24 protein-coding genes are annotated in these 25,811 nt (G+C 38.6%); 7 read left to right on the top strand and 17 right to left on the bottom strand.

The genetic code is table 11. The features are described 5' to 3' along the window. Positions 1 to 83: 83 nt before the first annotated feature. The 5 genes from ACY45D_RS11160 (at position 84) to ACY45D_RS11140 (ending at position 4,551) form a co-directional block, all read left to right on the top strand. The gene (locus ACY45D_RS11160) at positions 84 to 1,730 is read left to right on the top strand and encodes a circularly permuted type 2 ATP-grasp protein (protein ID WP_463106814.1); all 1,647 of its coding nucleotides are present in this window, start codon (positions 84 to 86) and stop codon (positions 1,728 to 1,730) included. A 38-nt stretch (positions 1,731 to 1,768) separates the two neighbouring features. Further along, positions 1,769 to 2,377, top strand: a complete 609-nt coding sequence (locus ACY45D_RS11155) for an alpha-E domain-containing protein (protein WP_463106813.1) — start codon at positions 1,769 to 1,771, stop codon at positions 2,375 to 2,377. Next, positions 2,374 to 3,153: a transglutaminase family protein gene (locus tag ACY45D_RS11150; protein WP_463106812.1), complete on the top strand. Its 780-nt coding sequence runs from the start codon at positions 2,374 to 2,376 to the stop codon at positions 3,151 to 3,153. The genes ACY45D_RS11155 and ACY45D_RS11150 overlap by 4 nt, the downstream gene beginning before the upstream one ends. A gap of 107 nt (positions 3,154 to 3,260) precedes the next feature. Further along, positions 3,261 to 3,995 carry a peptidase gene (locus tag ACY45D_RS11145; RefSeq protein ID WP_463106811.1) on the top strand — a complete coding sequence of 245 codons (735 nt, stop codon included), beginning with the start codon at positions 3,261 to 3,263 and terminating at the stop codon, positions 3,993 to 3,995. 133 nt (positions 3,996 to 4,128) lie between these two features. After that, positions 4,129 to 4,551, top strand: coding sequence for a BLUF domain-containing protein (locus tag ACY45D_RS11140; RefSeq protein ID WP_463106810.1), 423 nt, complete (start codon positions 4,129 to 4,131; stop codon positions 4,549 to 4,551). A 46-nt stretch (positions 4,552 to 4,597) separates the two neighbouring features. Here ACY45D_RS11140 and alr read toward each other — a convergent pair whose 3' ends face one another. Continuing rightward, entirely contained in the window at positions 4,598 to 5,671 is a 1,074-nt protein-coding gene (gene alr, locus ACY45D_RS11135; RefSeq protein ID WP_463106809.1) for an alanine racemase, read from the bottom strand. Between the two features lie 299 nt (positions 5,672 to 5,970). Here alr and ACY45D_RS11130 point away from each other — a divergent pair, with 299 nt between their 5' ends. After that, complete coding sequence (locus tag ACY45D_RS11130; RefSeq protein ID WP_463106808.1) at positions 5,971 to 6,393, top strand: DUF4259 domain-containing protein; 423 nt, start codon at positions 5,971 to 5,973, stop codon at positions 6,391 to 6,393. A 48-nt stretch (positions 6,394 to 6,441) separates the two neighbouring features. Here ACY45D_RS11130 and dnaB read toward each other — a convergent pair whose 3' ends face one another. The 13 genes from dnaB to ppsA form a co-directional block, all read right to left on the bottom strand. Further along, positions 6,442 to 7,887: a replicative DNA helicase gene (dnaB, locus tag ACY45D_RS11125; RefSeq protein WP_463106807.1), complete on the bottom strand. Its 1,446-nt coding sequence runs from the start codon at positions 7,885 to 7,887 to the stop codon at positions 6,442 to 6,444. A 195-nt stretch (positions 7,888 to 8,082) separates the two neighbouring features. After that, positions 8,083 to 8,529 (bottom strand): 50S ribosomal protein L9, encoded by a 447-nt coding sequence (rplI, locus tag ACY45D_RS11120; protein WP_463106806.1) that lies wholly within the window; start codon positions 8,527 to 8,529, stop codon positions 8,083 to 8,085. A 9-nt stretch (positions 8,530 to 8,538) separates the two neighbouring features. Beyond that, positions 8,539 to 8,766: a 30S ribosomal protein S18 gene (rpsR, locus tag ACY45D_RS11115; RefSeq protein ID WP_004719336.1), complete on the bottom strand. Its 228-nt coding sequence runs from the start codon at positions 8,764 to 8,766 to the stop codon at positions 8,539 to 8,541. Positions 8,767 to 8,777: 11 nt separating this feature from the next. Next, entirely contained in the window at positions 8,778 to 9,164 is a 387-nt protein-coding gene (gene rpsF / locus ACY45D_RS11110) for a 30S ribosomal protein S6 (protein WP_010115947.1), read from the bottom strand. 243 nt (positions 9,165 to 9,407) lie between these two features. Continuing rightward, entirely contained in the window at positions 9,408 to 10,151 is a 744-nt protein-coding gene (locus ACY45D_RS11105; protein ID WP_463106805.1) for a DUF3142 domain-containing protein, read from the bottom strand. A gap of 15 nt (positions 10,152 to 10,166) precedes the next feature. After that, positions 10,167 to 12,266, bottom strand: a complete 2,100-nt coding sequence (locus ACY45D_RS11100; RefSeq protein WP_463106804.1) for a hypothetical protein — start codon at positions 12,264 to 12,266, stop codon at positions 10,167 to 10,169. 125 nt (positions 12,267 to 12,391) lie between these two features. Further along, positions 12,392 to 13,270 carry a heme o synthase gene (gene cyoE / locus ACY45D_RS11095; protein ID WP_463106803.1) on the bottom strand — a complete coding sequence of 293 codons (879 nt, stop codon included), beginning with the start codon at positions 13,268 to 13,270 and terminating at the stop codon, positions 12,392 to 12,394. Between the two features lie 6 nt (positions 13,271 to 13,276). Continuing rightward, positions 13,277 to 13,603: a cytochrome o ubiquinol oxidase subunit IV gene (cyoD, locus tag ACY45D_RS11090; RefSeq protein ID WP_171407784.1), complete on the bottom strand. Its 327-nt coding sequence runs from the start codon at positions 13,601 to 13,603 to the stop codon at positions 13,277 to 13,279. Beyond that, positions 13,600 to 14,220, bottom strand: a complete 621-nt coding sequence (cyoC, locus tag ACY45D_RS11085) for a cytochrome o ubiquinol oxidase subunit III (RefSeq protein ID WP_120383799.1) — start codon at positions 14,218 to 14,220, stop codon at positions 13,600 to 13,602. Before cyoC ends, cyoD begins: the two co-directional genes overlap by 4 nt. A 4-nt stretch (positions 14,221 to 14,224) precedes the next feature. Then, positions 14,225 to 16,216: a cytochrome o ubiquinol oxidase subunit I gene (gene cyoB, locus ACY45D_RS11080; protein WP_463106802.1), complete on the bottom strand. Its 1,992-nt coding sequence runs from the start codon at positions 16,214 to 16,216 to the stop codon at positions 14,225 to 14,227. Between the two features lie 3 nt (positions 16,217 to 16,219). Next, complete coding sequence (gene cyoA / locus ACY45D_RS11075) at positions 16,220 to 17,281, bottom strand: ubiquinol oxidase subunit II (protein ID WP_463106801.1); 1,062 nt, start codon at positions 17,279 to 17,281, stop codon at positions 16,220 to 16,222. A gap of 306 nt (positions 17,282 to 17,587) precedes the next feature. Continuing rightward, complete coding sequence (locus ACY45D_RS11070) at positions 17,588 to 18,352, bottom strand: RDD family protein (protein ID WP_463106800.1); 765 nt, start codon at positions 18,350 to 18,352, stop codon at positions 17,588 to 17,590. Between the two features lie 88 nt (positions 18,353 to 18,440). Beyond that, complete coding sequence (gene ppsA, locus ACY45D_RS11065; RefSeq protein WP_463106799.1) at positions 18,441 to 20,819, bottom strand: phosphoenolpyruvate synthase; 2,379 nt, start codon at positions 20,817 to 20,819, stop codon at positions 18,441 to 18,443. Positions 20,820 to 20,974: 155 nt separating this feature from the next. Here ppsA and ppsR point away from each other — a divergent pair, with 155 nt between their 5' ends. Then, positions 20,975 to 21,811: a posphoenolpyruvate synthetase regulatory kinase/phosphorylase PpsR gene (ppsR, locus tag ACY45D_RS11060; RefSeq protein WP_089605552.1), complete on the top strand. Its 837-nt coding sequence runs from the start codon at positions 20,975 to 20,977 to the stop codon at positions 21,809 to 21,811. Positions 21,812 to 22,042: 231 nt separating this feature from the next. On the opposite strand, the gene ACY45D_RS11055 is transcribed toward ppsR, so the two are convergent. The 3 genes from ACY45D_RS11055 to ACY45D_RS11045 form a co-directional block, all read right to left on the bottom strand. Then, positions 22,043 to 24,052, bottom strand: a complete 2,010-nt coding sequence (locus ACY45D_RS11055) for a family 2A encapsulin nanocompartment cargo protein cysteine desulfurase (protein WP_463106798.1) — start codon at positions 24,050 to 24,052, stop codon at positions 22,043 to 22,045. Further along, complete coding sequence (locus ACY45D_RS11050; protein WP_120383806.1) at positions 24,027 to 24,959, bottom strand: family 2A encapsulin nanocompartment shell protein; 933 nt, start codon at positions 24,957 to 24,959, stop codon at positions 24,027 to 24,029. Before ACY45D_RS11050 ends, ACY45D_RS11055 begins: the two co-directional genes overlap by 26 nt. Before the next feature lie 177 nt (positions 24,960 to 25,136). After that, the gene (locus tag ACY45D_RS11045; RefSeq protein WP_463106797.1) at positions 25,137 to 25,625 is read right to left on the bottom strand and encodes a rhodanese-like domain-containing protein; all 489 of its coding nucleotides are present in this window, start codon (positions 25,623 to 25,625) and stop codon (positions 25,137 to 25,139) included. Between the last annotated feature and the right edge of the window lie 186 nt (positions 25,626 to 25,811).

The raw sequence follows: 25,811 nt of genomic DNA, 5'->3' as shown, positions 1-25,811 counted from the left end.
AAACTATTTAGAAAATCTAAAAGTATTGGCATTGAAATTGCTGTTTTTAAGTTGCCATTAGAAGACATAAAAAAGAGGTTTGTATGCTAAAAGAAACCATAGATACAAATTCAAGCAGTGCAAGTTATACAGAACAACTCATTTTGCCAGTTTTAGAAGCAAAACAGCAGGCTGAGTTGAGCGATCCAACTTTACAGATGAAACAAGTCTTATCTGAGCCAGTATTTCCCCATCATGGTTTAAATAACCAAACGAATCAGTCGAATATGCAAATCGAAAAACAACACACGACACAGCATTTGCTGAAACAGGCAAACTCCCTTTTTTTTAATGAATTGACGGATGATCAGGTTTTATCACCTGAGGTGGCAAATAAAATCGAAGATTGGTTATCTAAACATAGTATTTGTGAACTTGAACAACTCAATAAATTGGCGCAGGAACATTTTTTATATCAAGGTATTACCTTTGCTGTGTATGGTGAGAATACAGGCATTGAACGGACTATTCCGTTTGATCTGATTCCTCGTGTGATCGCTAAACAACAGTGGAAAACCATAGAAGCTGGTTGTACGCAAAGGATTAAGGCTTTAAATCTTTTTTTGGCCGATATTTACCATGAGCAAAGTATTTTAAAGGAAGGATTGATTCCTGAACTTCAAGTATTAACCCATGAAGCCTACCAACCCGTAATGTTAAATCATACTTTGAATGGCAATATTTATAGTCAAATTAGTGGGATCGATATCGTTCGGGACAGCAAAGGAGAGTTTTTTGTTTTAGAAGACAATTTACGCACACCATCTGGGGTGTCGTACATGCTAGAAAGTCGCAAAATGAGTCAAAAACTCATGCCTGAATTGTGTCATCAATATGGGGCAGGGATTGAACAATACCCACAATTGTTGCGTGAAATATTAGCTGAAAACTCTAAAGTGGATGCGCCACTGATCGTTGTGCTTAGCCCTGGTCGTTATAATAGTGCTTACTATGAGCATGCTTTCCTAGCAAGAGAGATGGGTGTTCCTTTAGTAACATCACGTGATCTTTTTGTTGAGAACGAGAAGGTTTATGTCAAAACGATCCGAGGATGTAGCCAAGTTGATGTAGTTTATAGGCGTTTGGATGATGGTTTTTTGGATCCATTGAGTTTCAGACCCGATAGCACACTTGGCGTAGCGGGGTTAATGTCCGCTTATTTAAGTCATAATGTCGTGATAGCCAATGCGCCCGGCACAGGTGTGGCGGATGATAAGTCAATCTATCCTTATGTTGATCAAATGATCAGCTATTATCTAAATGAACAGCCAATTCTATCCAATGTGCCAACTTATCAATGTCGTGAACCTGATGCACTGGATTATGTACTGAGCAATTTAGATCAATTGGTGGTGAAAGAAGCTCAGGGTTCTGGTGGCTACGGTATGTTAATCGGCCAGCAAGCGACTGAACAGGACATTGATTTATTTAGAATGAAACTCATCGCCTCACCATCGGCTTATATTGCACAACCGACTTTAGATTTGTCTGTTGCGCCTACGTTGACTTCACAAGGTATTGTGGAGCGTCATATTGATTTACGCCCATTTATTTTGAGTTCACCTGAGCGAATTGAAATTGTACCAGGAGGTTTAACCCGAGTAGCGATGCAACAGGGTTCCTTGGTGGTCAATTCATCGCAAGGTGGTGGAATTAAGGATACATGGGTGATTGATGAATATTCTATTTAGAACATTCAAATGATTCATTTAACCATAGGGGAGTGAACATGATTTTACTAAGTATGAATGCACAAAATATATTTTGGTTAGGTCGCTATTTGACCCGTATACAATATTTATGTAGCCAGTTTCCGTTTAAAAATAATACTTCAGCGCTGGACTATGCGCATGCATTTTGTTTGCCTGCATTTGATGCATCTTCATTGAATGAAATGATTTTAGATACAGAACAACCTGCTTCTTTTCATCAACAATTTCAAAATGCAAAGAATAATATTTATGACTTACGTGGTGTGATTTCTGCGCAGTCTTTTGCAGCTTTAAATCAGTTATTACAACAAGCTGAGAAAAATGCAGGGCTTATTTGTGATGTGTGTGACGAATGTAATGACGTTTTAGAAGCAGAAGAAGATGAGCTGTTATTTTTATTTTTTAGCTTAGGCCAGAAAATGGAGCAATTAGATCGTCAAATTCGTTTAAAACAAACTAGTGTGCAAACTTTGCAAGCCCTAGATGGTTTAATTGAGCGCTTAGATCAGCAGGGTATGGCCAGTTTACCAGATGCATGGGGTGAACTTAAAAAGCAGCCTGATAGTATGCGTTATTATCATTTTAGTGATCATATTGATTCCCTATTTGAGATGGTTCGCTTATGAAGCTCATGATTAATCATCAAACCCATTATCAATATTCAGACTGGGCGAAAAATAGTATTCAATACATCAAAATGACGCCACAAAGTAATGCACATCAGCAGATTCACACTTGGGGTGTGAGCGTTCCAGGGCAAAAATATATTAAAAAAGATGCATTTAATAATGTTTGGTTGACCAGTACACAGCGCGAACCTTATCAGCAAATGTTGATCATGGCGCAAGGGATTGTAGAGGTGAATTTTGAAAATCAGTTTGGTGTGACAAACGCGTTATCACCCGCTTTATTTTTACAGCCGACCACAACGACTTTATGTAATAGTGAAATGTTGGCGTTTGCAAAGCACTATGTACCTCAACTGACTGTAGCAAATTTTCAGAAATTGGCAGAAGCATTGCTGAATTATATGCCGTATACCACAGCGCGCACTTCGGTAACACATACTGCGATGGAGTCATTTTCAATGCGTCATGGTGTCTGTCAGGATCATAGCCATGTATTTATCGCGATGGCGAAGGCACTAGCTGTCCCTGCTCGTTATGCTTCTGGGTATTTATATGTTCAGAATCAGTCCCATTTGGCTAGTCATGCATGGGCTGAGTTCTTTTTAGATGATCAGTGGCATGTCGGTGATGTGAGTAATCAAATTTTCCGACCAGAATCACATGTTTATGTCGCAATTGGACGTGATTATTGGGATGTTGCACCCGTAAGAGGCGTAAGAGAACAAGGTGGTATTGAAACCATGTACTCGATTGTTCAAGTACTTGCATGTTGAAAAATTGAATGGTAAATAATGTGCTTAAATTAGGGTCTGTATTTATAAAACCATATTTTTAGACCATCCGTGGGTTTGAATTTTTAGATGCTGTGAAAGGTAGTTCCATGACATATTGTTGTGCTTTAAGACTCAAACAGGGTTTAGTGTTCATTAGTGATACACGAACCAATGCAGGGGTAGATCATATTTCTGTTTTTAGAAAGCTCTATACTTTTGGGGTTGAAGGCGAACGATTTATTTGTATTCAAACATCTGGAAATTTGGCGACCACGCAAGCTGTCATTGGTCATTTAGAAAATCATCTTACACTCAATCAAGAGCCTAACTTATACAGTGTAAATACAATGTTTGAGGTCGCAGGCTTGGTTGGGCAAACCTTGCGCAAAGTGATCGCAGATGTCACGAGTGATACTCAGGAACAAAGTAATTATTTCTGTAGCTTATTGGTTGGTGGTCAAATCAAGGGCGAAGAAATGCAGCTTTATAATATTTACCCGCAAGGGAATTTTATTTCTGCAACCAGTGACACGCCGTATTTCCAAATCGGTGAGAGTAAGTATGGAAAACCAATTTTAGATCGCGCACTGAGTTATGATATGCCTTTAGATGAGGCATTGCGGTGTAGCTTAATTTCTTTTGATTCGACGTTACGTTCAAATGTTTCTGTGGGTTTGCCTTTGGATGCGATGATCTATTTAAAAGACTCTTTGACACGTCCAAGTGGTAAAAGAATTACGGAAGATGATCCGTATTTTCAACATATTAGTAAACAATGGTCTGAGACATTAAAAAAAGGCTTACAGGATTTACCAAAACCTACGGATGATTATTTCAAGTAATATTTCAAACAGTATTTGAAATTATTTAATTTTGCTTCTTATATTCGTAGATTAATAAGATGTATTAACCATCAATTTAATTTAGACTATGTCATTCATAAAGCAGCTAAAATATATTTGAGAAAATACATAAATGATTCAGCTATGTTATGCAAGTCGTACCACATCATCTGAGCATGAGGTTTTAAATGATTTAAGAGAAATCTTAAATGAAGCTCGAAATTTTAATACCAAGCATGATATTCATGGTGTTTTGTATTTTGCAGATCAATATTTTTTTCAGTGTTTAGAGGGTGAAGACGCTTCAATAAAGTTTTTATTTGAAAAGTTGATGCGTGATCCAAGACATCATCAAATCAAACGATTTAAAACAACGGCTTTGGTTGATGGTGGGCATTTTTCACAATGGTCAATGAAATATGTAAGACGCAATAGCCAAATTCAGCAATATTTTAATGCTAAAGGCTATGACAGCTTTCAACCCTTAGATCTGAAAGATGATGAAGTATCTGAATTATTAGCTTTATTGTATGACATTGAACAGGTCGAAGTATAAATGATTAAAAATCCAAGCATGTGCTTGGATTTTTTTATTGCCAAGATTAAAGCTGTTTACGGACTGGGCGTGTGCTTAAACGACACAATAATTCATAACCAATGGTACCATTTGCCTCAGCAACATCATCGACTAAGCGGTTTTTGCCCCACAATTCAACTTCTGTGCCTAAAGGTGCATGTAAATCTGTTACATCAATAGCAATCATATCCATCGAAACACGACCAATGACACGGGTCTTTTGTCCTTGAATGGATACATAATTCTGTTTTAGAAAGGCACGAGGGTAACCATCACCATAACCAATCGACACAATTGCAATATCCATTGCTTGCTCAGCAATAAATGTTGAGCCATAACCAACAGATTCACCCGCTTGAATATGATTCAGTGCAATAATTTCAGCAGTAAAAGTCATCACAGGCTGAATGTCTAAGTCATGTGCAGATTTGTCTGCAAATGGCGATGCACCATAAAGCATAATACCCGGACGAACAAAATCAAAATTCAGTTCAGGCCATTTAAAGATAGCCGCAGAATTACAACATGAAGCCATAATCGGTTCGCAGGCTTGTTTTACCTGTAGGAATTGATGCTTTTGTTGTTCATTTAACGGATGGTTTTCAGCATCTGCATTGGCGAAATGCATCGCTAAAACACAAGTAAAACCATGTGCTTTCAGCGAATGAACCACGTCAATAATTTTCGATTCTTTAAAACCTAAACGGTTCATACCGCTATTGAGTTTTACCCATACTTTTAAGTCTTTGGCTATATATTGTTGTTTGTGTTCAAGTAACCATTCAACTTGAACTGGGTGATGTACAACAATCTCAAAGTTATTTTCAATGACGGTTGTCATCTCATCTGCATCGAAAATACCCTCAATTAATGTGACGGGTTGTAAATAACCCAATTCACGTATTTCTAAAGCTTCTTGTAGGCAGGCAACACCAAAGGCATCTGTTGAACTTAAGGCGGCTAAACAGTCTTTTACTCCATGTCCATAAGCATTGGCTTTGACCATACTTACAATTTTAGCGGTTGGGGCAAGTTGTTTGACACGGTTTAAATTATATTGCAGTGCTTCACTGTCAATATAAACTGTTGCTTGACGCACCCTAGTTACTCCTTTGGGAACACAAATATTGAATTGTGCTTAAAACTGAGATTGTGAATAAAAGAAAGGTTTTAAATGTGTAGAACTACATTAAAACAGTGAATATTCTAGACCGATCAAGCTCAAATAAATATAAACATTTGTGTTTTGAATCAAGATCACATTTTGTATCGATAAAATTTGCATGACCTATTATATAAATTTGAGTTGCACATAATTTGTAAAAATATAGAACTTTATTTTTTACACAAAATCGTACATTTTATATTCAATTTTATACATTTATTTGAGAGGGGAATATGGGAGCATGGTCACATGAACCTTTTGGAAATGATACTGCCAGTGATTGGGCTTATGAATTTGAAGAAGGTGATGGTTATGTGGTGATTGAAGATGCTTTCAATCAAATTATAGAGATGGCAAAAGAAGAATTTATTGATGCTGATATTGGTTGTGTTGCACATGCCGCGGCCGATGTTTTGGTAAAATCTTTTGCTGATGCTATCGGGGAAGAAGACGATTATCCTGAACCCATAGAAAAGTGGTTAGAACAGAATAAAAATAAAACCCATTATGCACTTATTCCCAAAGCAATTCGTGCCTTGGATTTATTGACCAGTGAAAATTCAGAATTGGATGAGCTGTGGCGAGATTCAGATGATTATGAGCAATGGATACTGAATATATATGAATTAAAAGAGACTTTAAGTTCAAAAGTTTGAATTTTAAAATCTCTTCTTTATGATTCGATGAATTGATGTGGAAGAATTTTATTCTTCATCTTCATACTGGGCATAATACTCAGGCGACAAGTTACTGAAACGAGTATATTGCCCTTCAAAAGCTAAACGAACGGTACCAATTGGGCCATTACGCTGTTTACCAATGATAATTTCTGCTGTTCCAGCTTCTTTGGATTCTTTGTTATAAACCTCATCACGGTAAATAAACATAATTAAATCGGCATCCTGCTCGATAGCACCAGATTCACGCAAATCTGACATGACTGGACGTTTATTGGGACGGTTCTCTAGAGAACGGTTTAACTGAGAAAGTGCAATGACAGGACACATCATTTCTTTGGCTAAAGCTTTAAGTGATCGAGAAATTTCACCAATTTCACCTACACGGTTATCGCCCATACCAGGTACTTTCATCAACTGTAAATAGTCGACCATAATACAACCGAGTTTTCCGCCGTGCTGTTTGGCAATACGACGAGCGCGCGCACGTAATTCAGTTGGTGGTAGGGCAGAGGAGTCATCGATATACAAATGCTTTTCTTGCAACTGTAAAATTGTTCCAGTGACTTTTGACCATTCATCACCATCTAATTTACCAGCACGTAAATGTCCTTGATGAACTTTACCGTAGGCAGAAATCAAACGCATTGCGATCGAATCTGCAGGCATCTCCATGGAGAATACCAAAGCAGGTAAGTCACAGTTAAATAAAACACTTTCGACTAAATTCATCGCAAAAGTAGTTTTACCCATCGATGGACGTGCCGCGACAATGATCATGTCACCTGCTTGCATCCCAGAGGTTTTATTGTCTAGCTCCATAAAGCCAGTGGTTAAACCTGTGATATTGCCTTCCATTTGAGAAAGTTCATTTAACTTATCAAAAACATCGGCAACAACCGAGGTAATGGGTTTTGGCCCTTGGGCTTTGGCGTTGTTATTATGTTGTTCTGCGATTGAGAAAATATTGGTTTCAGCAAGATCTAAAATTTCGCTGACATCACGACCTTTGGTGTCATAGGCATTTTGCAGAATTTCATTACTGACTTTAATCATACTTCTGAGTGTTGAAAATTCTTTAATTTTTCCGGCGTAGGTTTCAAGGTTATAGAAACTTGAAGGTGAATCTGCCATCAACTGCATCAAATATTCTTCACCACCGATTGCATCGAGTAGGTTTTGTTTGATTAACCAGTCGTTGACCAAGACCGCATCATAAGGCGAGTTCTCTTGTGCAAGTTTTTCAATTGCACGGAAAATGTATTTATGACGTGTCGCATAAAAATCATTTTCATTTAAAGCATCACTGACTTGTTCAAAGGATTCAGCAACGGTCATCAATGCAGCAAGTACAGCTTGTTCAATCGCCAAGTTATGAGGTGGCGTACGAAATTCCTTTAACTGCGCATTTTCATTATTTTTTGCGTCAGCTTTAAAAGTATTTGTAGAAGCATTGGCGGTAGCCTGAGACATATAAAACCTTGATTTTTAAATGGTTAGTAAAATAAAAACAATATTGATTAAACTTTACATCGATCTATTTAAGTGTACAACAGAATGCGCAAGAAGGGCGTATTATTCAAGTGAAATAATAAAAACACAGTGAAATGCTAAATCGTAAAGATAAAAAAAGAGCATGCGATTGCATGCTCTTTTTTTGATGAGAAATTACTCAGATACGATAGTAACGAGAACTTCTGCAACAACATCATGGTGCAATTGGATTGCGATGTTGAATTCACCAGTGTGACGAAGCGCACCGTTCGGTAAACGAACTTCAGCACGGTCTACAGTAAGACCAGCATTCGTTAACGCGTCAGCGATGTCACGAGTACCGATTGAACCGAATAGTTTACCTTCGTCACCAGCTTTAGCAGTGATCACGATGTTAACTTCGTTCAATTGGTCAGCACGTGCTTGAGCAGCAGCTAAAATATCAGCTTCTTGCTTTTCAAGTTCTGCACGACGAGCTTCGAAAGCAGCAGTGTTCGCTTCAGTCGCTGCAACTGCTTTACCTTGAGGGATAAGGAAGTTACGGCCGTAACCAGCTTTAACTGATACTTTATCGCCTAATTTACCAAGGTTTTTAATGCGTTGTAATAAAATAATATCCACGGCTCAACCTCACTTATGATTGTCAGTGTAAGGAATCAATGCTAAATAGCGAGCTTGCTTGATTGCAAGTGCTAATTGGCGTTGATAACGAGCTTTAGTACCTGTAATACGGCTAGGAACAATCTTGCCATTTTCAGTGATGTACTGTTTTAAAGTGTCGATATCTTTGTAGTCGATGTACGTAACGTTCTCAGCTGTAAAGCGGCAGAACTTGCGACGACGGTAAAAACGTGCCATTGATGTTCTCCTTAAGCTTCAGCAGAGTCTTGAGCGTGTTGTGCTTCTTCACGCTGTGCTTTACGCGCGCGTTTTTCTTCAGCACTTTTCGCCAATAATGACTCTTCAGTGATCGCGTTTTCACGACGAATAATAACGTTACGAAGGATTGCATCGTTATAACGGAACAATTCTTCTAATTCATTAAGCGTAGTTTGGTTACATTCGATGTTCATCAAAATGTAATGCGCTTTGTGAATTTTGTTAATTGGGTATGCCAATTGGCGACGGCCCCAATCTTCAAGACGGTGAATTTGACCTTCAGCATCTTTAATGTGAGAGATATAGCGTTCTACCATACCTACCACTTGATCGCTTTGGTCTGGGTGTACCAGAATTACGATTTCGTAGTGACGCATTGTCAGCTCCTTACGGTTTATGCAGCCCCAACCTTATTAGAAAGATCGAAGCAAGGAGTCACAATCGGCGTTAACTTAAAAAGCCAACAGGATTGTGCCGCAAAAATTGCGAGGGCTTATTATAGGAAAGTTTAGCTATAAACACAATTTAATATTCAGATTTTTATTTCCGTTTTATTCTAAGCTGAATTGTTGTTGATAACAGATGACTGTGAGTTGAATATTATGGGCGTTAATCATTCATTATTGTCGCAATAAAAACACCACATAGCCTTTAAAATTCGGGTCATTCTCAAATTTAAGTTGCCGATCCCATTCACCATGTTGTACCAAGCCTATTTTATAGGGCAGTTTCATTGCTGAGACTTTTTTCAGATACATTTGATAGTTGGGAATTGTCGTCGAACCTTGATAAGTTTGGATAACCATTTCACTAATATTATCACGAAATAGCCTAAGTGTTTGTTTATCCTGAATATTCGTCCAGTCCATTAAACTGGTAATACTGAGTTGATATTGCTGAGGAAGCTGTTTTCTAAGTTGTTGTAAAAATAAGCCATATTCATGAAGGTTTTTAGTCCTCGCATCGAAATCTATTTGAATTCCTTGAATATGATTACCTGAGTTTTCCCATTGTCGAACACGCTTTAGAATTTTATCTAATTCGTGGTTTTGCCAATTCAAATGATGATTGCGAAAGACCAACCATACTTTCTGATGTGGAATGTTGAGTACTGAAACACCTTGAGCAATCAGAATCGATTGTTTTGAAGTTTCATCAATTCTGATTTCGCCTTGTAGAATGTAAACTTGTTTGGCTTTATTTAAATAGGGCGCAGATTTAATCCCGCCCCAAATCCAAAAGGCATCATAATCATTGGCATTTATATGATATGAAGCTGATGATGCAGATTGACTCGGTTGACAGGCAATTAAACTCAACGTATAACTAATAGTAATCAGAACCGAACAAATCTGCTTAAACATCAATGGATCACCTGATTACCAATAGTATTTTAAAGATTTTGCCCAAGTTGTATTTGGATAATCACTTTTTATTTGGTCATACCATTGTTTACGCACGCTTTTTGCAACCTCTTGGTCAGCACAATCATTAATGCCACTTGGTGAATAACACATGATTGCACGATAAAGTGCATAAGCCTGCAAATCACCTTTAGAGCCATTTTTAATTACTTTTTTATAAATTTCCCCACGAGTAAATGGCTTTCCTTGAAATGAACTAAGATCATTCTCTTCATTCAGTTGGTAGGGTAGCCCATATTGTCCACTACGAACATATTCACCCATACAAATATTCAAAAAAGGATCTGTCGGAGACTTCTCTAATTGGCTGGTGAGTGTTATCAAATCTGAACATTTAAGTTGTGTGGTGATATTTGAACCATTCCAAATAAAGTCTGCGAATGGTGGTTTGTTCTTCAGTTTTTCGGCGCCTTCATAGCTTTTATATTGTGCTGCATCTTTCGGTAAATATTTATAATACTGATTAAATAAGGCATAATTTCTATGCACTAAGGATTTGTTTAATAAGGTATAAATTGCAGCTTGCTTTTGGTCTAGGTTTGCCTCGTTGCTTTGTATGATTTTTTGCAAAGATGCTTCATTGGCTTTGAAAATGATAAAGCGTTTTTGTAAGTTGATTTGTTTGATGGTTGGATTTTTACCAATAAAGGCATTTAGGTCTTGTTTAGTATTGAGATGATTTGACAGCGCAGTTTCAAATAAACCACGTTGATAGGTATTTTTTGATTGATTAAGCCATTGTGACCAATATTGTTCAGCTTGAGTTGGATTACTTTTCTCTAAAATTTGTCCTTTCAAAAAGACCTGACTGAGTTGGAGATAGTTATTTGCGACAGAAATGTTTTTCGGCAAATAATTTAAAGCTTCTTGAGTTTTGTTTTGAACATAAAAAAGATGTACAGCTTGTAAATATTGAAATAGCTCAGGTTGAGTTTTGAAATCGTCTTTTTGCGCACTCAGCTGTGACCACGTGATTGGTTTATAGTTTTCCGATGATGATTCTCGCATTTGCATCAAATCATAAGTTGCCAAAAAGAAAGGATCTTTTAAATGTTTGATATTGAAGTATTGGCTGCCAAATACACGGCGATCTATTTCCGCAGGAAGCTGACTTACATCTAAATTATAGTATTTAGATCTAGGATTTTGTATTTGCCACACAATTTCATTGACTAGTAAATCTTGACGACCTGTCAGCCAAAAACCACGACGCATGTAGCCTCGGGCGCTAGCCGCATATTGACCATTTGGATAAAGCTTTAAATAACTGGTGATATTGTCTAGGAATTGCTTTAGCAGGTTTTGATTGATTTTATCTAAATCTACATTGCCATACTGATTTGTTCCAGTCGCATAAGCCATATTCAGACTTGAACGAATGAGCATATATTGAGAGGTTTCTTTTAACCATGCATCATCAACGGTGCTTAATACTGAATATATCTTAGTCGCTGTAGAAAAGTTAGTATTGTAAAAAGCAATCGTTGCATTTAAATAAGAAGCGTATTGGCGAGCAGTGGCTGACCATTGCGGGTCAACAGACAGAAGTGGAATTTTATTATTACATTCAGAGATTTTCTTACGTTCAGCGATCAAAGTTTGTTTTTCTGCAGTAGAAAGATTTTTATTATTTTTGACTTGCTCAATAAAACTGATTTGTCCACTCGCTAAGGTTGCGCAGCGTTCATCATAATAACTATCTACTTCTTTAAATTGTGTACGATGATTTGAGATTCTATTTTTAGCCATACTGGTTAAGGTCGTGGAATCAAACGGTACAGTCGCATAAGTTGAATCCCACAAGTTTTGATCACCTTGATAGGGTTCGATATTGGCTAAACCAAGGTCACTGAGTAATAAGACTATATTGCTATGGTTATCATTGGCAGGGACGAATACGGGTAAATTGCTACAATCAGAATATACTTTGCCTTGCATGCTAAAGTCAGGACTACAAATATCTTCAACGCCTGCATATACAGCAGAGCTATATGAAAATAAAGGTAAAACAGAACCGAATAGTACGGTATAGAGGAATGATTTTTTAGATTTCATAATGGGCTTAAAATTTGTAATTCTTGGTAAGATGATAACAAGGGAATGCAATCAGAAAAATAGAAAACAACAATTAAAGCAAAGAAATTGAGAAATAAAAAAAGATAGAGTTGAACTCTATCTTTTTAGAAAAGCGGTAAATGTGGTGCAGGGGAGATGTAGCTAAAACTAAAGCTAAAACTTAAAGCGGTAATTAAAATCACAGAATATAAGAAATATTTTTTCGCCCAAAGCTGGTCATTTTCTGCTTTAAAACCGATGATGGATAAATACACCCAGTAGGCGCATAGTGCATTAAAGGTGATTAAGAAGAAAATATTGGTATAGCCAAAGCAATATAAACCATTTAAAACTGCAGCAAATAACAACACATAAATTAAGCTTTCAACTTTTGTGCGATATATAGAACGTGCAACAGGCAAAATTGGAATATTCGCATTTTTATAATCATCAAAACGATAAACTGCAATTCCCCAAGAATGCGGCATTTGCCAAAGTGCATAAGCTAAAAAAAGCAATAATGCAGCAACATCAAACTCGTTAGAAACAGCGGTATAACCGATGACAGGAGGGCTTGCGCCAGAAATACTGCCAATCACTGTTTGGTGAATGGTGGTACGTTTACTCCAAAGACTATAAAAAATCACATAAACAACAAAACCGAGTACTGCAAAGCCAAAAGCGTAGGCGTTGACAAAAAACCACAACAAAGCAAAGCCAATCAAACCCAGTACTGCAGAAAAAATTAAAGCAACTGTAGGACTGATGGTTTTTTTGACAAGGGCACGATTCATTGTGCGTTGCATTTTTTGGTCAATGTCTTGGTCAATGACGTTGTTGACAACACAACCTGAAGCAACCACAAGTGTTGTTCCAAGAAGGGTAATGAGAAGCAATAGGAAATCTACTGAACCTTGAGCGGCTAAGAAAAAGCCGCCCAAAGTGGTAACGAAGTTACCGAAGAGAATTCCTGGTTTAGTCAGGAATAGATATTTCTTCAACATGACACCCTAGAGCATCATGTTTGAATGTAAGTAGTTCATGATCCAAACAGAACCAATCAGAAGGATTGCAATGGTCAAAATCGTATAGATAAAAGCAATCACATTCCAGCGCTGTTCAGAAGATGAGTTCATGTGCAAGAAGAATACTAATTGAACAAGAACCTGAGCAATCGCAGTAATCGCAATAGTTGCAACAACTACACCGCCAGTCATTCCGCTCATCACCATCCCGAATGGGATGATGGTGAGTAAAACTGAAAGAATAAAACCAATTGTGTATTGCTTGATATTACCGTGCGATGCACCAGCAGCATTATGATCATGACTCATTATAAAGCTCCTAGTAAGTAAACGACGCTGAATACACAGATCCAAACGATGTCTAGGAAGTGCCAGAACAAGCTTAAGCATGCAAGACGGCGAGTGTTAGGAAGAGTCAAACCATATTTTTTGATTTGAATCATCAACACGATCATCCATACAAGACCAGAAGTTACGTGGATACCATGCGTACCAACTAAGGTAAAGAACGCAGATAAGAACGCACTGTGGCTAGGACCATGACCAGCATGAACTAAATGATTGAACTCATAAAGTTCCATACCAATAAATGTAGCACCGAAGAGCCATGTGATCACTAACCACAATAGAACTTGATTTACATTTTTCTTGTATGAAGCAAGAACCGCAAAACCAAAAGTTACAGAAGAGATCAAGAGAGCAAAAGTTTCAACAAGTACGAAACCTAAAGACTCACCAAATAACTCTTTTGGACTTGGAGTACCAGGCGGAATATGACTGCTTAATACAGCGAACGCGATGAAGAGTGTACCGAATAAAATCAAGTCACTCATCAAGTATGTCCAAAAACCAAAGACGGTGATGTCTGTATCATCGTGATGATGATGCTCGTCGTGTCCGTGGTTGTCGTGATGAAGTACTTCAGTCATGTCTTTAGTCCTTCTTCAAGTATTTTTCAAGTAAAGCATAACGCTCGTTTTCGATACGTTCTACTTCGGCAGCAGGGACATAGTAATCCACTTTTTTAGTGAATGAACTTACGATGAAGCTGATTACAGCTGCAAGGAAAGTTACTACAACAAGCCACCAAACATGCCAAATTAAAGCGAAGCCCATAACAGTAATGAACATTGCAATGACAAAACCTGCAGCACGGTCAGTTGGCATATGAATATCTTCATATTTCGCAGGACGTGCATACGCTACACCATTTTCTTTGTCATTCCAGAAACTATCAATACCATTGATTTTTGGAATTTCAGCAAAGTTATAAAATGGAGCTGGAGATGAAGTCGACCATTCAAGGACACGACCATCCCAAGGATCGCCAGTATGATCCATGTTTTCATTGCGTTGTAGGTAACCTACGACGACTTGCATGATGAAACATGCAATACCAATTGCAACAAGAACTGCACCAAATAATGCGATTGCAAGGTACGGGTCCCATTCTGGGTTGTCATAAGTATTCAAACGACGTGTCATACCCATGAAACCAAGGATATATAACGGCATGAATGCAAAATAGAAACCGAAGAACCAGAACCAGAAAGACGCTTTGCCCCAAGTCTCGTTTAACTTCCAACCAAACATTTTCGGCCAGTAGAAAGTGATACCTGCAAATAGACCAAATACCACACCACCGATAATAACGTTATGGAAGTGAGCAATAAGGAATAAAGAGTTATGAACAAGGAAATCTGCTGGTGGAACGGCCATCAATACACCTGTTAAACCACCGATACCGAAAGTCACAAGGAAACCAAGTGTCCAGTACATAGGTGATGTAAAGGTAATACGGCCCTTATACATGGTGAATAACCATGAGAAGATTTTAACACCAGTCGGGATCGCGATGATCATTGTCATGATACCGAAGAAGGCATTGACATTCGCGCCTGCACCCATCGTAAAGAAGTGGTGAAGCCATACAACGAACGAAAGAACCGTAATCGCAACAGTCGCATATACCATTGATTTGTAACCAAACAATGTTTTACGAGAGAATGTTGAAACGATTTCTGAGTAAAGACCAAATGCAGGCAATACCAAGATATATACTTCAGGGTGACCCCATGTCCAAATCAAGTTCACATAAAGCATTGGGCTACCGCCAAGCTCATTGGTGAAGAAGTGGAAACCGAAGTAGCGGTCAAGAGTTAACATTGCAATTGTTGCAGTCAATACTGGGAATGCCGCGATGATTAATACAGCTGTACAAAGTGCAGTCCATGTAAAAATCGGCATGTCCATCAGTTTCATACCAGGTGCACGCATTTTAATGATGGTAACAAAGAAGTTAACACCCGTTAAAAGTGTACCTAGACCTGAAATCTGTAGCGCCCAGATATAATAGTCAACACCAACACCAGGAGAATACTGAATGCCTGAAAGAGGAGGGTAAGCCATCCAACCAGTCGCAGCAAATTCACCTAATACAAGTGAAGCCATCATCAGACCTGCTGCACCAGCAAATAACCAGAAGCTCACAGAGTTTAATAATGGGAAAGCAACATCTCGTGCACCAATTTGAAGAGGTACAGTAATGTTCATCATACCCACAACAAGACCCATTGCTACGAAGAAGATCATGATTACACCATGTGCGGTGAAGATCTGATCGTAATGGTCTGGATGTAAGTAACCTTCACCGCCACCTTTTGCAAGGAACAGTTGAAGACGCATCATGATTGCATCGGCGAAACCACGTAACAACATGATGACTGATACAAAAATATACATGATACCAATTTTTTTATGGTCTACAGATTTAAACCATACATTCCAGAGGTAGCCCCATTTTTTAAAATAGGTGATACCACCAAAAACTGCAATTGCACCAAGAGCCATAATAACCATGGTCACAAGTACAATAGGCTCTTTAGGGATCGCATCCCAGTTGAGTTTACCTAATAACAAAGACATGTCTTATTCCCCTACAGCAGCGGTGTGTTCAACAGATGCATGTTCAGCTGCTGCATGGTCTGCACCATGGTAGTTGCTCATGTATGTATTGATAATACGCTTGAATAGGTCTGGCTCTACTGAAGAATAATAAGTCACAACGTGAGGCTTAGTAGGGAATGGACCTTTACGTTCAGCTTCATGTGCAAGTGCTATTTCTTCTGGAGTATGAGCATTGTTGACCATTGCTTCAATCTGATGTTTAGAACGGTCACCATCTTTGAGAGTGGCAAATTCAGCTTGATCTAAAACAGTTTTTTGAACTGCTTCTGGATTGATTGAAGTACCTTTGCCTGCTTTAACAGCTTCAACCCAAGTGTTGAAATCTGCGTCAGACACTGCATGCGCTCTGAAACGCATTTGAGTGAAACCATAGCCACTATAGTTTGCAGAGAATCCACGATAACCCTCAACTGGGCTAGGTTGATCTGCAAGCATGTGCAATTTAGTTTGCATACCCGCCATAGCATAAACCTGACCTGCTAACTTTGGAATGAAGAATGAGTTCATTGTAAAGTTAGAAGTGATTTGAAATTCAATCGGTTTATTGACTGGGAAACGAACTTCGTTAATTGTAGCTATTTGTTGTTCAGGATAGATAAATACCCATTTAAACTGTTCAGCAACGGCTTGAATTTTTAAATGGTCTTCCATTTCACCTTGAGCATTTGTTAATGGTCTATATGGGTCATATTGATGTGAGCCCCACCATGTTAAATACGCAAGAATAGCAATAATAATACAAGGAATACCCCAAACTACAATTTCAATTGCAGTAGAGTGTGCCCATGTAGGTTTATAGTCTGCATCTTTATTTGACGCACGATATTTCCAACCAAACCACAATGCCATAATAACTGATGGAATCACCACCAAAAGCATTAAATAGATCGCTTTCATCATCAAGTCACTTTGACCTGAAGCTACTGGACCTTTAGAGTTTAGAAGTACCATATCACCACCACACCCAGTTAAGAGCGCAGCTAGCGTAGATAAAGACAATACAGCTAAAATCGTTTGTCTCATTTTACAACCTCGGTGAAGAGTCCCATTCCCTATTTAAATATGGGATAGCGATTAAAGTGTCGCATGATTGAAAATGACTATTATTTACAAATAATAAACATTCTCAATGATCTGACACCGCTACGTTGTAGGGCATTATGCCTCATCTAGACAAACTTATCTATAGATAACGTTGCTTTAAATGTTTGTTATAAAAACCAAATTTTTTACTCGGAATTAATGACCGATCAGTATGTTTATTTTTAAAATCAATATTATGGAAATAAAAAGGGATGATCAATCATCCCCCAATAATATCTGCAAATTTTATTGCTTTATGACCTTGGTTTTGGCTAATTTGTCATGCAACGTTTGACGTTTTGAGCTAAAGGCGAAAGCATGATCGATGATTGTAATAAATGGCATGAAGATCATATTCAAGAAGATGAAAACGACACTTCGCACGAGAAAAACTCGAGTTAAGTTTACTTTTTCGTCTGTGTTGGCATCCACGATTTTAATTTTTGCTATTTTCTTACCTAGGCTTTGTCCAGATTTAGCAAGCAAAAAAGCTTGTACTGCTAACATGATAATGACGTAAAAGAAAACGCTTTGCCACGCTTCTACAGGAATTAAATTGAGCAACTCTTGTTGATATTGCACCATTTGATTTGAATTGGTGCTGCTTTGCATTTTTTGCTGTAAAGCATTGAGTTGCGTAATTTGATTCGGTTCTAAAAAGAATGAAGGAATCGCTGCTGCAGGTAGCCATAGTAGAAGATCTAAAAATTTAGCAGAGATCCGTGAGCCAAAGCTAGCCAGCTCTTGTGGTGCTTTTTTTTCTACACTGACTTTTTGAATGGTACTATTCTGATAGTTACTTTCAGGTGTGATGATTGATGGCGCAACATATCCAACAGGTGTATATACAAGCTGACCTTGTGTAAGTTCACCAAGCGCTTTCCATTCAGTCATGCCTTGATGCCAAGCTAAATCAGTCAATAAGACTTGTTGGCTCGCAAGCATTTGATTGAGTTGTTCAATGGTATATGGCCCAGCTTGTTGATTATTTCTCGCCAAGTAAATCTGCATAAAACTAAATTCTCAAAATAAATCCAAACATACAAAAATCGTAGATGAAAAAAAGACCCTACGAGAGGGTCTTTTTTAACACGTTTTATTAAACTTGTTTAGTCTTTTCTTCAGCTAAGAAGAACCAAGTATCTAAAACTGAGTCAGGGTTAAGTGAAACAGATTCAATTCCTTGCTCCATTAACCATTTTGCAAGGTCAGGGTGATCTGAAGGGCCTTGACCACAGATACCAACATATTTACCTGCTTTACGGCAAGCATGAATTGCCATAGAAAGTAATGCTTTAACAGCTGGATCACGTTCATCAAACAGGTGAGAAACGATACCAGAGTCACGGTCTAGACCCAATGTTAACTGAGTTAAGTCATTTGAACCGATAGAGAAACCATCAAAATGTTCAAGGAACTGTTCAGCCAACAATGCATTGGTCGGTAACTCACACATCATGATGACTTTAAGACCGTTTTCACCACGTCTTAAGCCATTTTGTGCCAATAATTCAATGACACGTTTCGCTTCAGTCACAGTACGTACGAAAGGAATCATGATTTGAATATTGGTTAGGCCCATTTCATCACGTGCTTTCTTCAATGCACGGCATTCTAATTCGAAGCAGTCACGGAAGTTATCAGATACATAACGACTCGCGCCACGGAAACCAAGCATTGGGTTTTCTTCTTCTGGCTCGTAAAGCTTACCACCGATCAAGTTTGCATATTCGTTTGACTTAAAGTCAGACATACGCACAATCACTGGCTTATCAGTAAATGCAGCAGCAAGCGTAGAAATACCTTCAACCAGTTTTTCAACGTAGAATTCGATTGGAGATGCATAACCCGCAGTACGTGCCATCACAGCAGCACGAGTTTCACGTGGCAGACTGTCGATGTTTAACAATGCTTTTGGATGCACACCGATCATACGGTTAATGATGAACTCTAGGCGTGCAAGGCCAATCCCTTCATTTGGAATTTGAGCGAAGTCAAATGCACGATCAGGGTTGCCGACGTTCATCATAATTTTGAACGGAAGCTTAGGCATAGATTCAATTGAATTACGTTGAATTTCAAAATCCAACGAACCTTCATAGATGAAACCTGTATCACCTTCAGCACATGAAACAGTTACTTCTTGACCGTCAGTCAAGACTTCAGTTGCATTACCACAACCCACAATCGCAGGGACACCTAATTCACGTGCAATAATTGCAGCGTGACAAGTACGACCACCACGGTTAGTAACAATCGCAGCAGCACGTTTCATTACGGGTTCCCAGTCAGGATCAGTCATGTCTGAAACAAGAACATCACCTTCTTGTACTTTGTCCATTTCTTTAATAGAAGTAACAATACGTACTTTACCTGAACCGATACGTTGACCGATTGAACGACCTTCACAAAGTACAGTCCCTTTTTGTTTAAGCAGGTAACGTTCCATTGTGCCGACATTTTCACGGCTTTTTACAGTTTCAGGACGTGCTTGAACGATATAGATTTGACCATCGTCACCATCTTTCGCCCATTCGATATCCATTGGAGAACCATAATGTTCTTCAATGATTAACGCTTGTTTAGCAAGTTCTTGAAGTTCTAAATCATTGAGTGCAAATTGTTGGCGATCTGCTTTTTCTACGTCTACAACAACAACAGATTTACCCGCAGCACCTTCATCACCATAAATCATTTTTTGGTGTTTAGAACCTAAATTACGGCGAATAACAGCATGCTTACCATTTCTTAGTAATGGCTTAGAAACATAAAATTCATCAGGGTTTACTGCACCTTGTACAACCATTTCACCCAAACCATAAGAGGCAGTGATGAATACAGCTTCACGGAAACCAGATTCTGTATCGAGTGTAAACATGACACCGGCAGCACCTGTTTCAGAGCGAACCATACGTTGAATACCCGCAGAAAGCGCAACAACGTCATGCGCAAAATTTTGGTGTACACGGTAAGCAATAGCACGGTCATTATAAAGTGAAGCAAAAACTTCTTTAATTGCGATAAGGACATTGTCGATACCACGAATATTTAAGAAAGTTTCTTGTTGTCCAGCAAATGAAGCGTCTGGTAAATCTTCAGCAGTTGCCGATGAACGAACCGCAACTGCAATATCAGGGTTGCCATTTGAAAGTGCAGCGAAAGCTTCGCGAACTTCTTTTTCAAGTCCTGCTGTAAGTGGAGTGTCTACGATCCATTGACGAATTTTTGCGCCAGTTTCAGCAAGTGCATTGACATCATCAACATTCAATACTGCAAGTTCAGCATTGATTTTTGCATTAAGACCGCTTTGTTCAAGGAATTCGCGATACGCTTCTGCAGTCGTTGCAAATCCACCCGGTACAGATACGCCAGCATTTGCTAAATGACTGATCATTTCCCCAAGTGAAGAGTTTTTACCGCCCACGATCTCAACGTCGTGTTTCCCTAGTTTTTCCAGACCGATTACGCGTGCTTCCAAAGTTGTTACTCCACTTTTGCAGTATTAATCACTATCTTGGCATGAAATTATAACAAAAAACTTAGCATTTTGATTCAACTAAGTGATAGTCATGTAAGATGGGGGTTACTATAAAGATTATACATCGCTAAGACAAATTTTTGAGGAGAATTTTAATGTCAGAAAGTAACCAAATAAAGCGGAGCGTTTTTTTCATTTCTGATGGTACTGCGATCACTGCTGAAACGCTTGGACATTCATTATTAGCGCAATTTCCTCATGTAAAGTTTGATATTCATATTATTCCCTATATAACGTCTGAGGAAGCGGCGATGAATGTCGTCGAAGAAATCAATAAAAGAGCCGAAAAAGACGGACAACAACCTTTGGTGTTTGATACTTTAGTTGACCCTTATGCACGCGATATTATTAATACTGCAAATGCAGTAAATCTTGATGTATTTGAAGGGCTTATTAGTAAATTGTCTGATGTTTTAGGTACACCGCCTACAACTTTAGTCGGACAGACCCATGCGGTGACCGATTCTGAGTCATATAAAGCCCGTATTGATGCTGTTCATTTCGCTTTAGACAATGATGATGGGGCAAGAACACGTCATTATGACAAAGCAGATTTGATCCTGATTGGCGTATCGCGTTCAGGCAAAACGCCGACCTCGATCTATTTGTCATTACAGTTTGGAATTCGTGTTGCCAACTATCCTTTAACCGAAGAAGACTTAGACGATAACCGTTTGCCTGCGGTACTTAAAGAACATAAACACAAATTATTTGGCTTAATGATTGATGCTGAACGCCTTGTTGCTATTCGTTCGGAACGTAAAGCCAATAGCCGTTATGCAAGTTTTAGTCAGTGCCAGATGGAGCTCCGTGCCGTAGAAGGCATTTATATTTCGGAAGGAATTAAGTACTTGAATGTCTCAGAAATGTCAATTGAAGAAATTTCTACTCGTGTTTTACAAATGACAGGTTTAAAGCGTCGTATTGGCTAAATCAGCTAAAATTTTTAGGTAATATTGTAATTTTGATGTAATGACAAAAGGCTGAATTTGGATTCAGCCTTTTTGCTTTTTTATGTGATTGATATGTTTATTCTCAGATCATTTAGCCATTCAAAATTAGAAATAAAAGGATGAAAAATCATCAAAATTCATGCATCATTTTGATTGTTTTTTAGGCTACTATTTAGAAATTTGATGATCCTTGAAGCAAGTATTTAGAAATCAGGGCTTAAAAGGTTTCGTGCGGCGTAATTGATGTAAAACTGAAACCAAGATATCAATTTCTTCAGTGGTATTATAAAAAGCTAAAGAAGGACGAACTGTACGTTCTACGCCAAATCGTCTCAGGATGGGTTGAGCACAATGATGGCCTGTACGTACAGCGATTCCGTATTGATTTAAAACTTTACCAACTTCTTCTGTTTCATAACCAGCGAGGGTAAAGGACATCACACTGGCTTTGTTTAATGCCGTACCAATCAGTTTTAAACCCGAAACACTTTGCAAAGCATGTTGTCCATATTCAAGTAAGTCATGTTCATAACGTGCAATATTGTGGATTCCAATACTTTCTACATATTCTAAAGCAGCGCCTAAACCCACAGCATCTGCAATATTCCCTGTACCTGCTTCAAACTTGTTCGGGGCAGCTTGGTAGATGACATTTTCAAAAGTAACATCCTGAATCATATTGCCGCCGCCTTCCCAAACGGGCATGCTTTCTAATAATTCAGATTTTGCATAGACTGCACCAATTCCAGTTGGACCAAAAACTTTGTGACCTGAGAATACAAAGAAATCTGCATCTAAAGTCGCTACATTGGTCGGCACGTGTGAAACCGATTGTGCTCCATCGATGAGTACACGAACACCTGCTGCATGTGCTAAAGCAATAATTTCCTGAGTGGGTGTGACCGTACCCAATGCATTTGAAACTTGGGTAATTGAAACCAGTTTGGTTCTAGGATTAAGTAATTTTATAAATTCATCAATACGAATTTGCCCTGAATCATCAACAGGGATGACCCGCAGTTTTGCACCTGTTTCTTGGCATAATTGATACCATGGAACAATATTGGCATGGTGTTCCAGATGCGAAATAATAATTTCATCATCTTTGCCAATATTTTGCTTACCCCATGATTTTGCAATTAAATTAATCCCTTCGGTCGTACCTCGTACAAAGATAATATTTTGAACGGATGGTGCACCGATAAAACGAGCGACAACATGACGCGCATGTTCATAAGCATCACTGGCACGTGCAGCAAGTTCGTGTGCAGCACGATGAATATTCGAATTTTCATGTTGATAAAAATAAGAAATGCGGTCAATTACAGCCTGTGGTTTATGCGTTGTTGCAGCATTATCCAACCAGATTAATGGTTTACCATTCACACGTTCTTGTAAGATTGGAAAATCCCTACGAATTTTCAAAATATCAATCGGTTGATAGCTTTGTTGAGTCGCAGGGATTTGCACATTTTTATGTTGTTGCGACAGGTTAAAATTCGAGGGATCTGCAAAGTAATAACCAGATTCTGTAGTTGCAGGCTTATCATTGCGATCTTTGAGTAAGCCTTTGAGCTGATGATCCTGAATGACATGATAGTTATCAACATGGTCGTTATTAAAGTGGCTATCAAAATAGTTGTCAAAGTAACCATCAGCAGACAGAGAGTTAGGTGATGGTGTGGTTTGAATACTTAAATCTGTAGCGTCTGGTTTTGCAATATCTAGAAAATAATAGTCAGATGATCCTGTTGCCGTATTTTGTGAGTTCTGTACAAGACCTTGGCTATGCAATGGATTTACAGATTTTAACGCACTGCTATTTGATGGAATATGTAAACGGTTTAAAAGCGCAGATGGGTCTGGATTGTGCGCACCACCGATCACTGGCGTAGACGATAAAATTCTACGTTCAGGATGGTCTGCTGTTGGTTCGATATAAGGTTGATTCGAGTTTGGATTCAGATTGCTTTGTTGCACAATCGCAGGAATACGTCCACTCAATGCTGCCACAGGATCTTTAGGCTGAGGTGGATGGCTCATGCCTTGGTTTGCGTGTTCAGGTAAATCCAAATTAAACCCTTGAGGATTGTGTTTTGGCAAAGCAGAGAAAAATGCTGCTGCCAATTGCGTCATCACTGACTCACTAAAAGGTGCATCTGCAATTGCAGATACGGAATCGGTTGGATTTATATTATTTGTATGTTGTTGGATAGTCATGATATTTGTCTACCTCCACATCTTCAAGTACAGCTAAGGCATCTTCAGTTAATACCGCCAAAGAGCAATATAAAGAAATTAAGTAAGAAGCAATGGCATTCCGATTAATTCCCATAAAGCGTACCGATAAGCCCGGCGCTTGCTCACCTGCAAGCCCCGGTTGGAATAAGCCAACAACCCCTTGGCGTTTTTCTCCGACACGTAACAAAATGATTTTGGTTTTACCATCTTCAACAGGAATTTTATTCGATGGAATAAGGGGTACACCACGCCAAGTAATGAACTGAGAACCAAATAAACTCACGGTCGGTGGCGGAACACCACGACGGGTACATTCACGACCAAAAGCTGCAATCGCATCAGGATGTGCAAGGAAGAATCCGGGTTCTTTCCAAACTTTACGCAGTAAATCATCAAAATCATCAGGAGTCGGTGCACCTGTTAATGTTGAAATACGTTGCTGATCTGCAACACTGGCAAGTAAGCCGTATTCAGGATTGTTGATTAGTTCGCTTTCTTGGCGCTCTTTAATCGTTTCAATGGTTAAGCGCAATTGTTCTTTGATTTGATCATGTGGACTACTATATAAGTCAGAAACACGGGTATGAATGTCTAAGACCGTAGATACGCCATTTAAAAAGTATTCTCTGGGATTTAATTCATAATCTACAAAAGTTTGTGGGAGGGTGGCTTCATCACGTTGTGTACACGCTACTTGAATATCATCGGTATTGCTCACTTGGTTAACACGATAAATCCCTGCTTCAACAGGTGTCCATTGCAGTAAATGTGTCAGCCAGCGTGGTGTAATTGTAGACAGCTGAGGAACGGTTTTTGTTGCATTCGCTAACTGACGAGCAGCTTGATCGCTTAAAGATTGTCGAGCGACTTCTTGGTGTTTAGCCATTTTTATACAAATCCTAAAATAATGAAAATGAAAGAAGGTTGAAGTTAAATTTATGTTTTTTCGGCAATACTGATCCTCTCCATAGCATTGAAGTTTTATAAAATTGAATTGTGAGTAAATGAAAGGTTTAGCGTTGTGCGCTAAACATCGCGATCTAAGTGATGAAACACCTAAACTTTATTCTTGTTTCCACGGCAGTTGATGAAAGCGCCAACCATTGAATACGCCACGGTGATCATTCTCATCAAGATCTCCTTCAAAGCCTTGATCGATGTTATAAACATGTTCAAAACCTGCATTAAATGCCACATTGGCAGCAGCAGCTGAGCGTTTACCACTACGGCAGAGCAGCAGAATAGTTTTCTCTTTACCAACTTTAGTTTCGAGTTCTTTGGCAAAACGTGGATTTCGGTTTAAAGCAGTTCCAGTCGCCCATGGAATGTGAATGGTATCTTCTACATAGCCGACAAATTTGCGTTCTTCATTGGTACGCACATCTACGATGGCTGCATGTCCAGTTTGAAATAATGCCCATGCCTCATGCGGTAAAACAGTACCTGTAAATTCGAGATAATGGTCTTCAACGCGTTGTTTGGCTTGTTCAAAGATTTGTTTGATTTTGCCGTCATCCAATTGGATAAAATTAATTTGAGTTACGCTATTCATGTGACACACCTTAATCAAATTCTTGGAAAAGCTTTTCTGAATTTGAAATAATATATTTGAGAAGTTGATATTAAATATAATGATTATTTATATATTGAAAATGAATAAAAATTGCATTGCATATTCTTATTTTTGGAAAGAGGCGGAATTTTGTTTAGACTGGAGTAGGCTCGTCTATTGTTGTTT

This window comes from Acinetobacter sp. BZX-2 (assembly GCF_055179795.1).
Note: the sequence above shows the minus strand (reverse complement) of the source record. Positions and strands in the feature narration are given on the sequence as shown.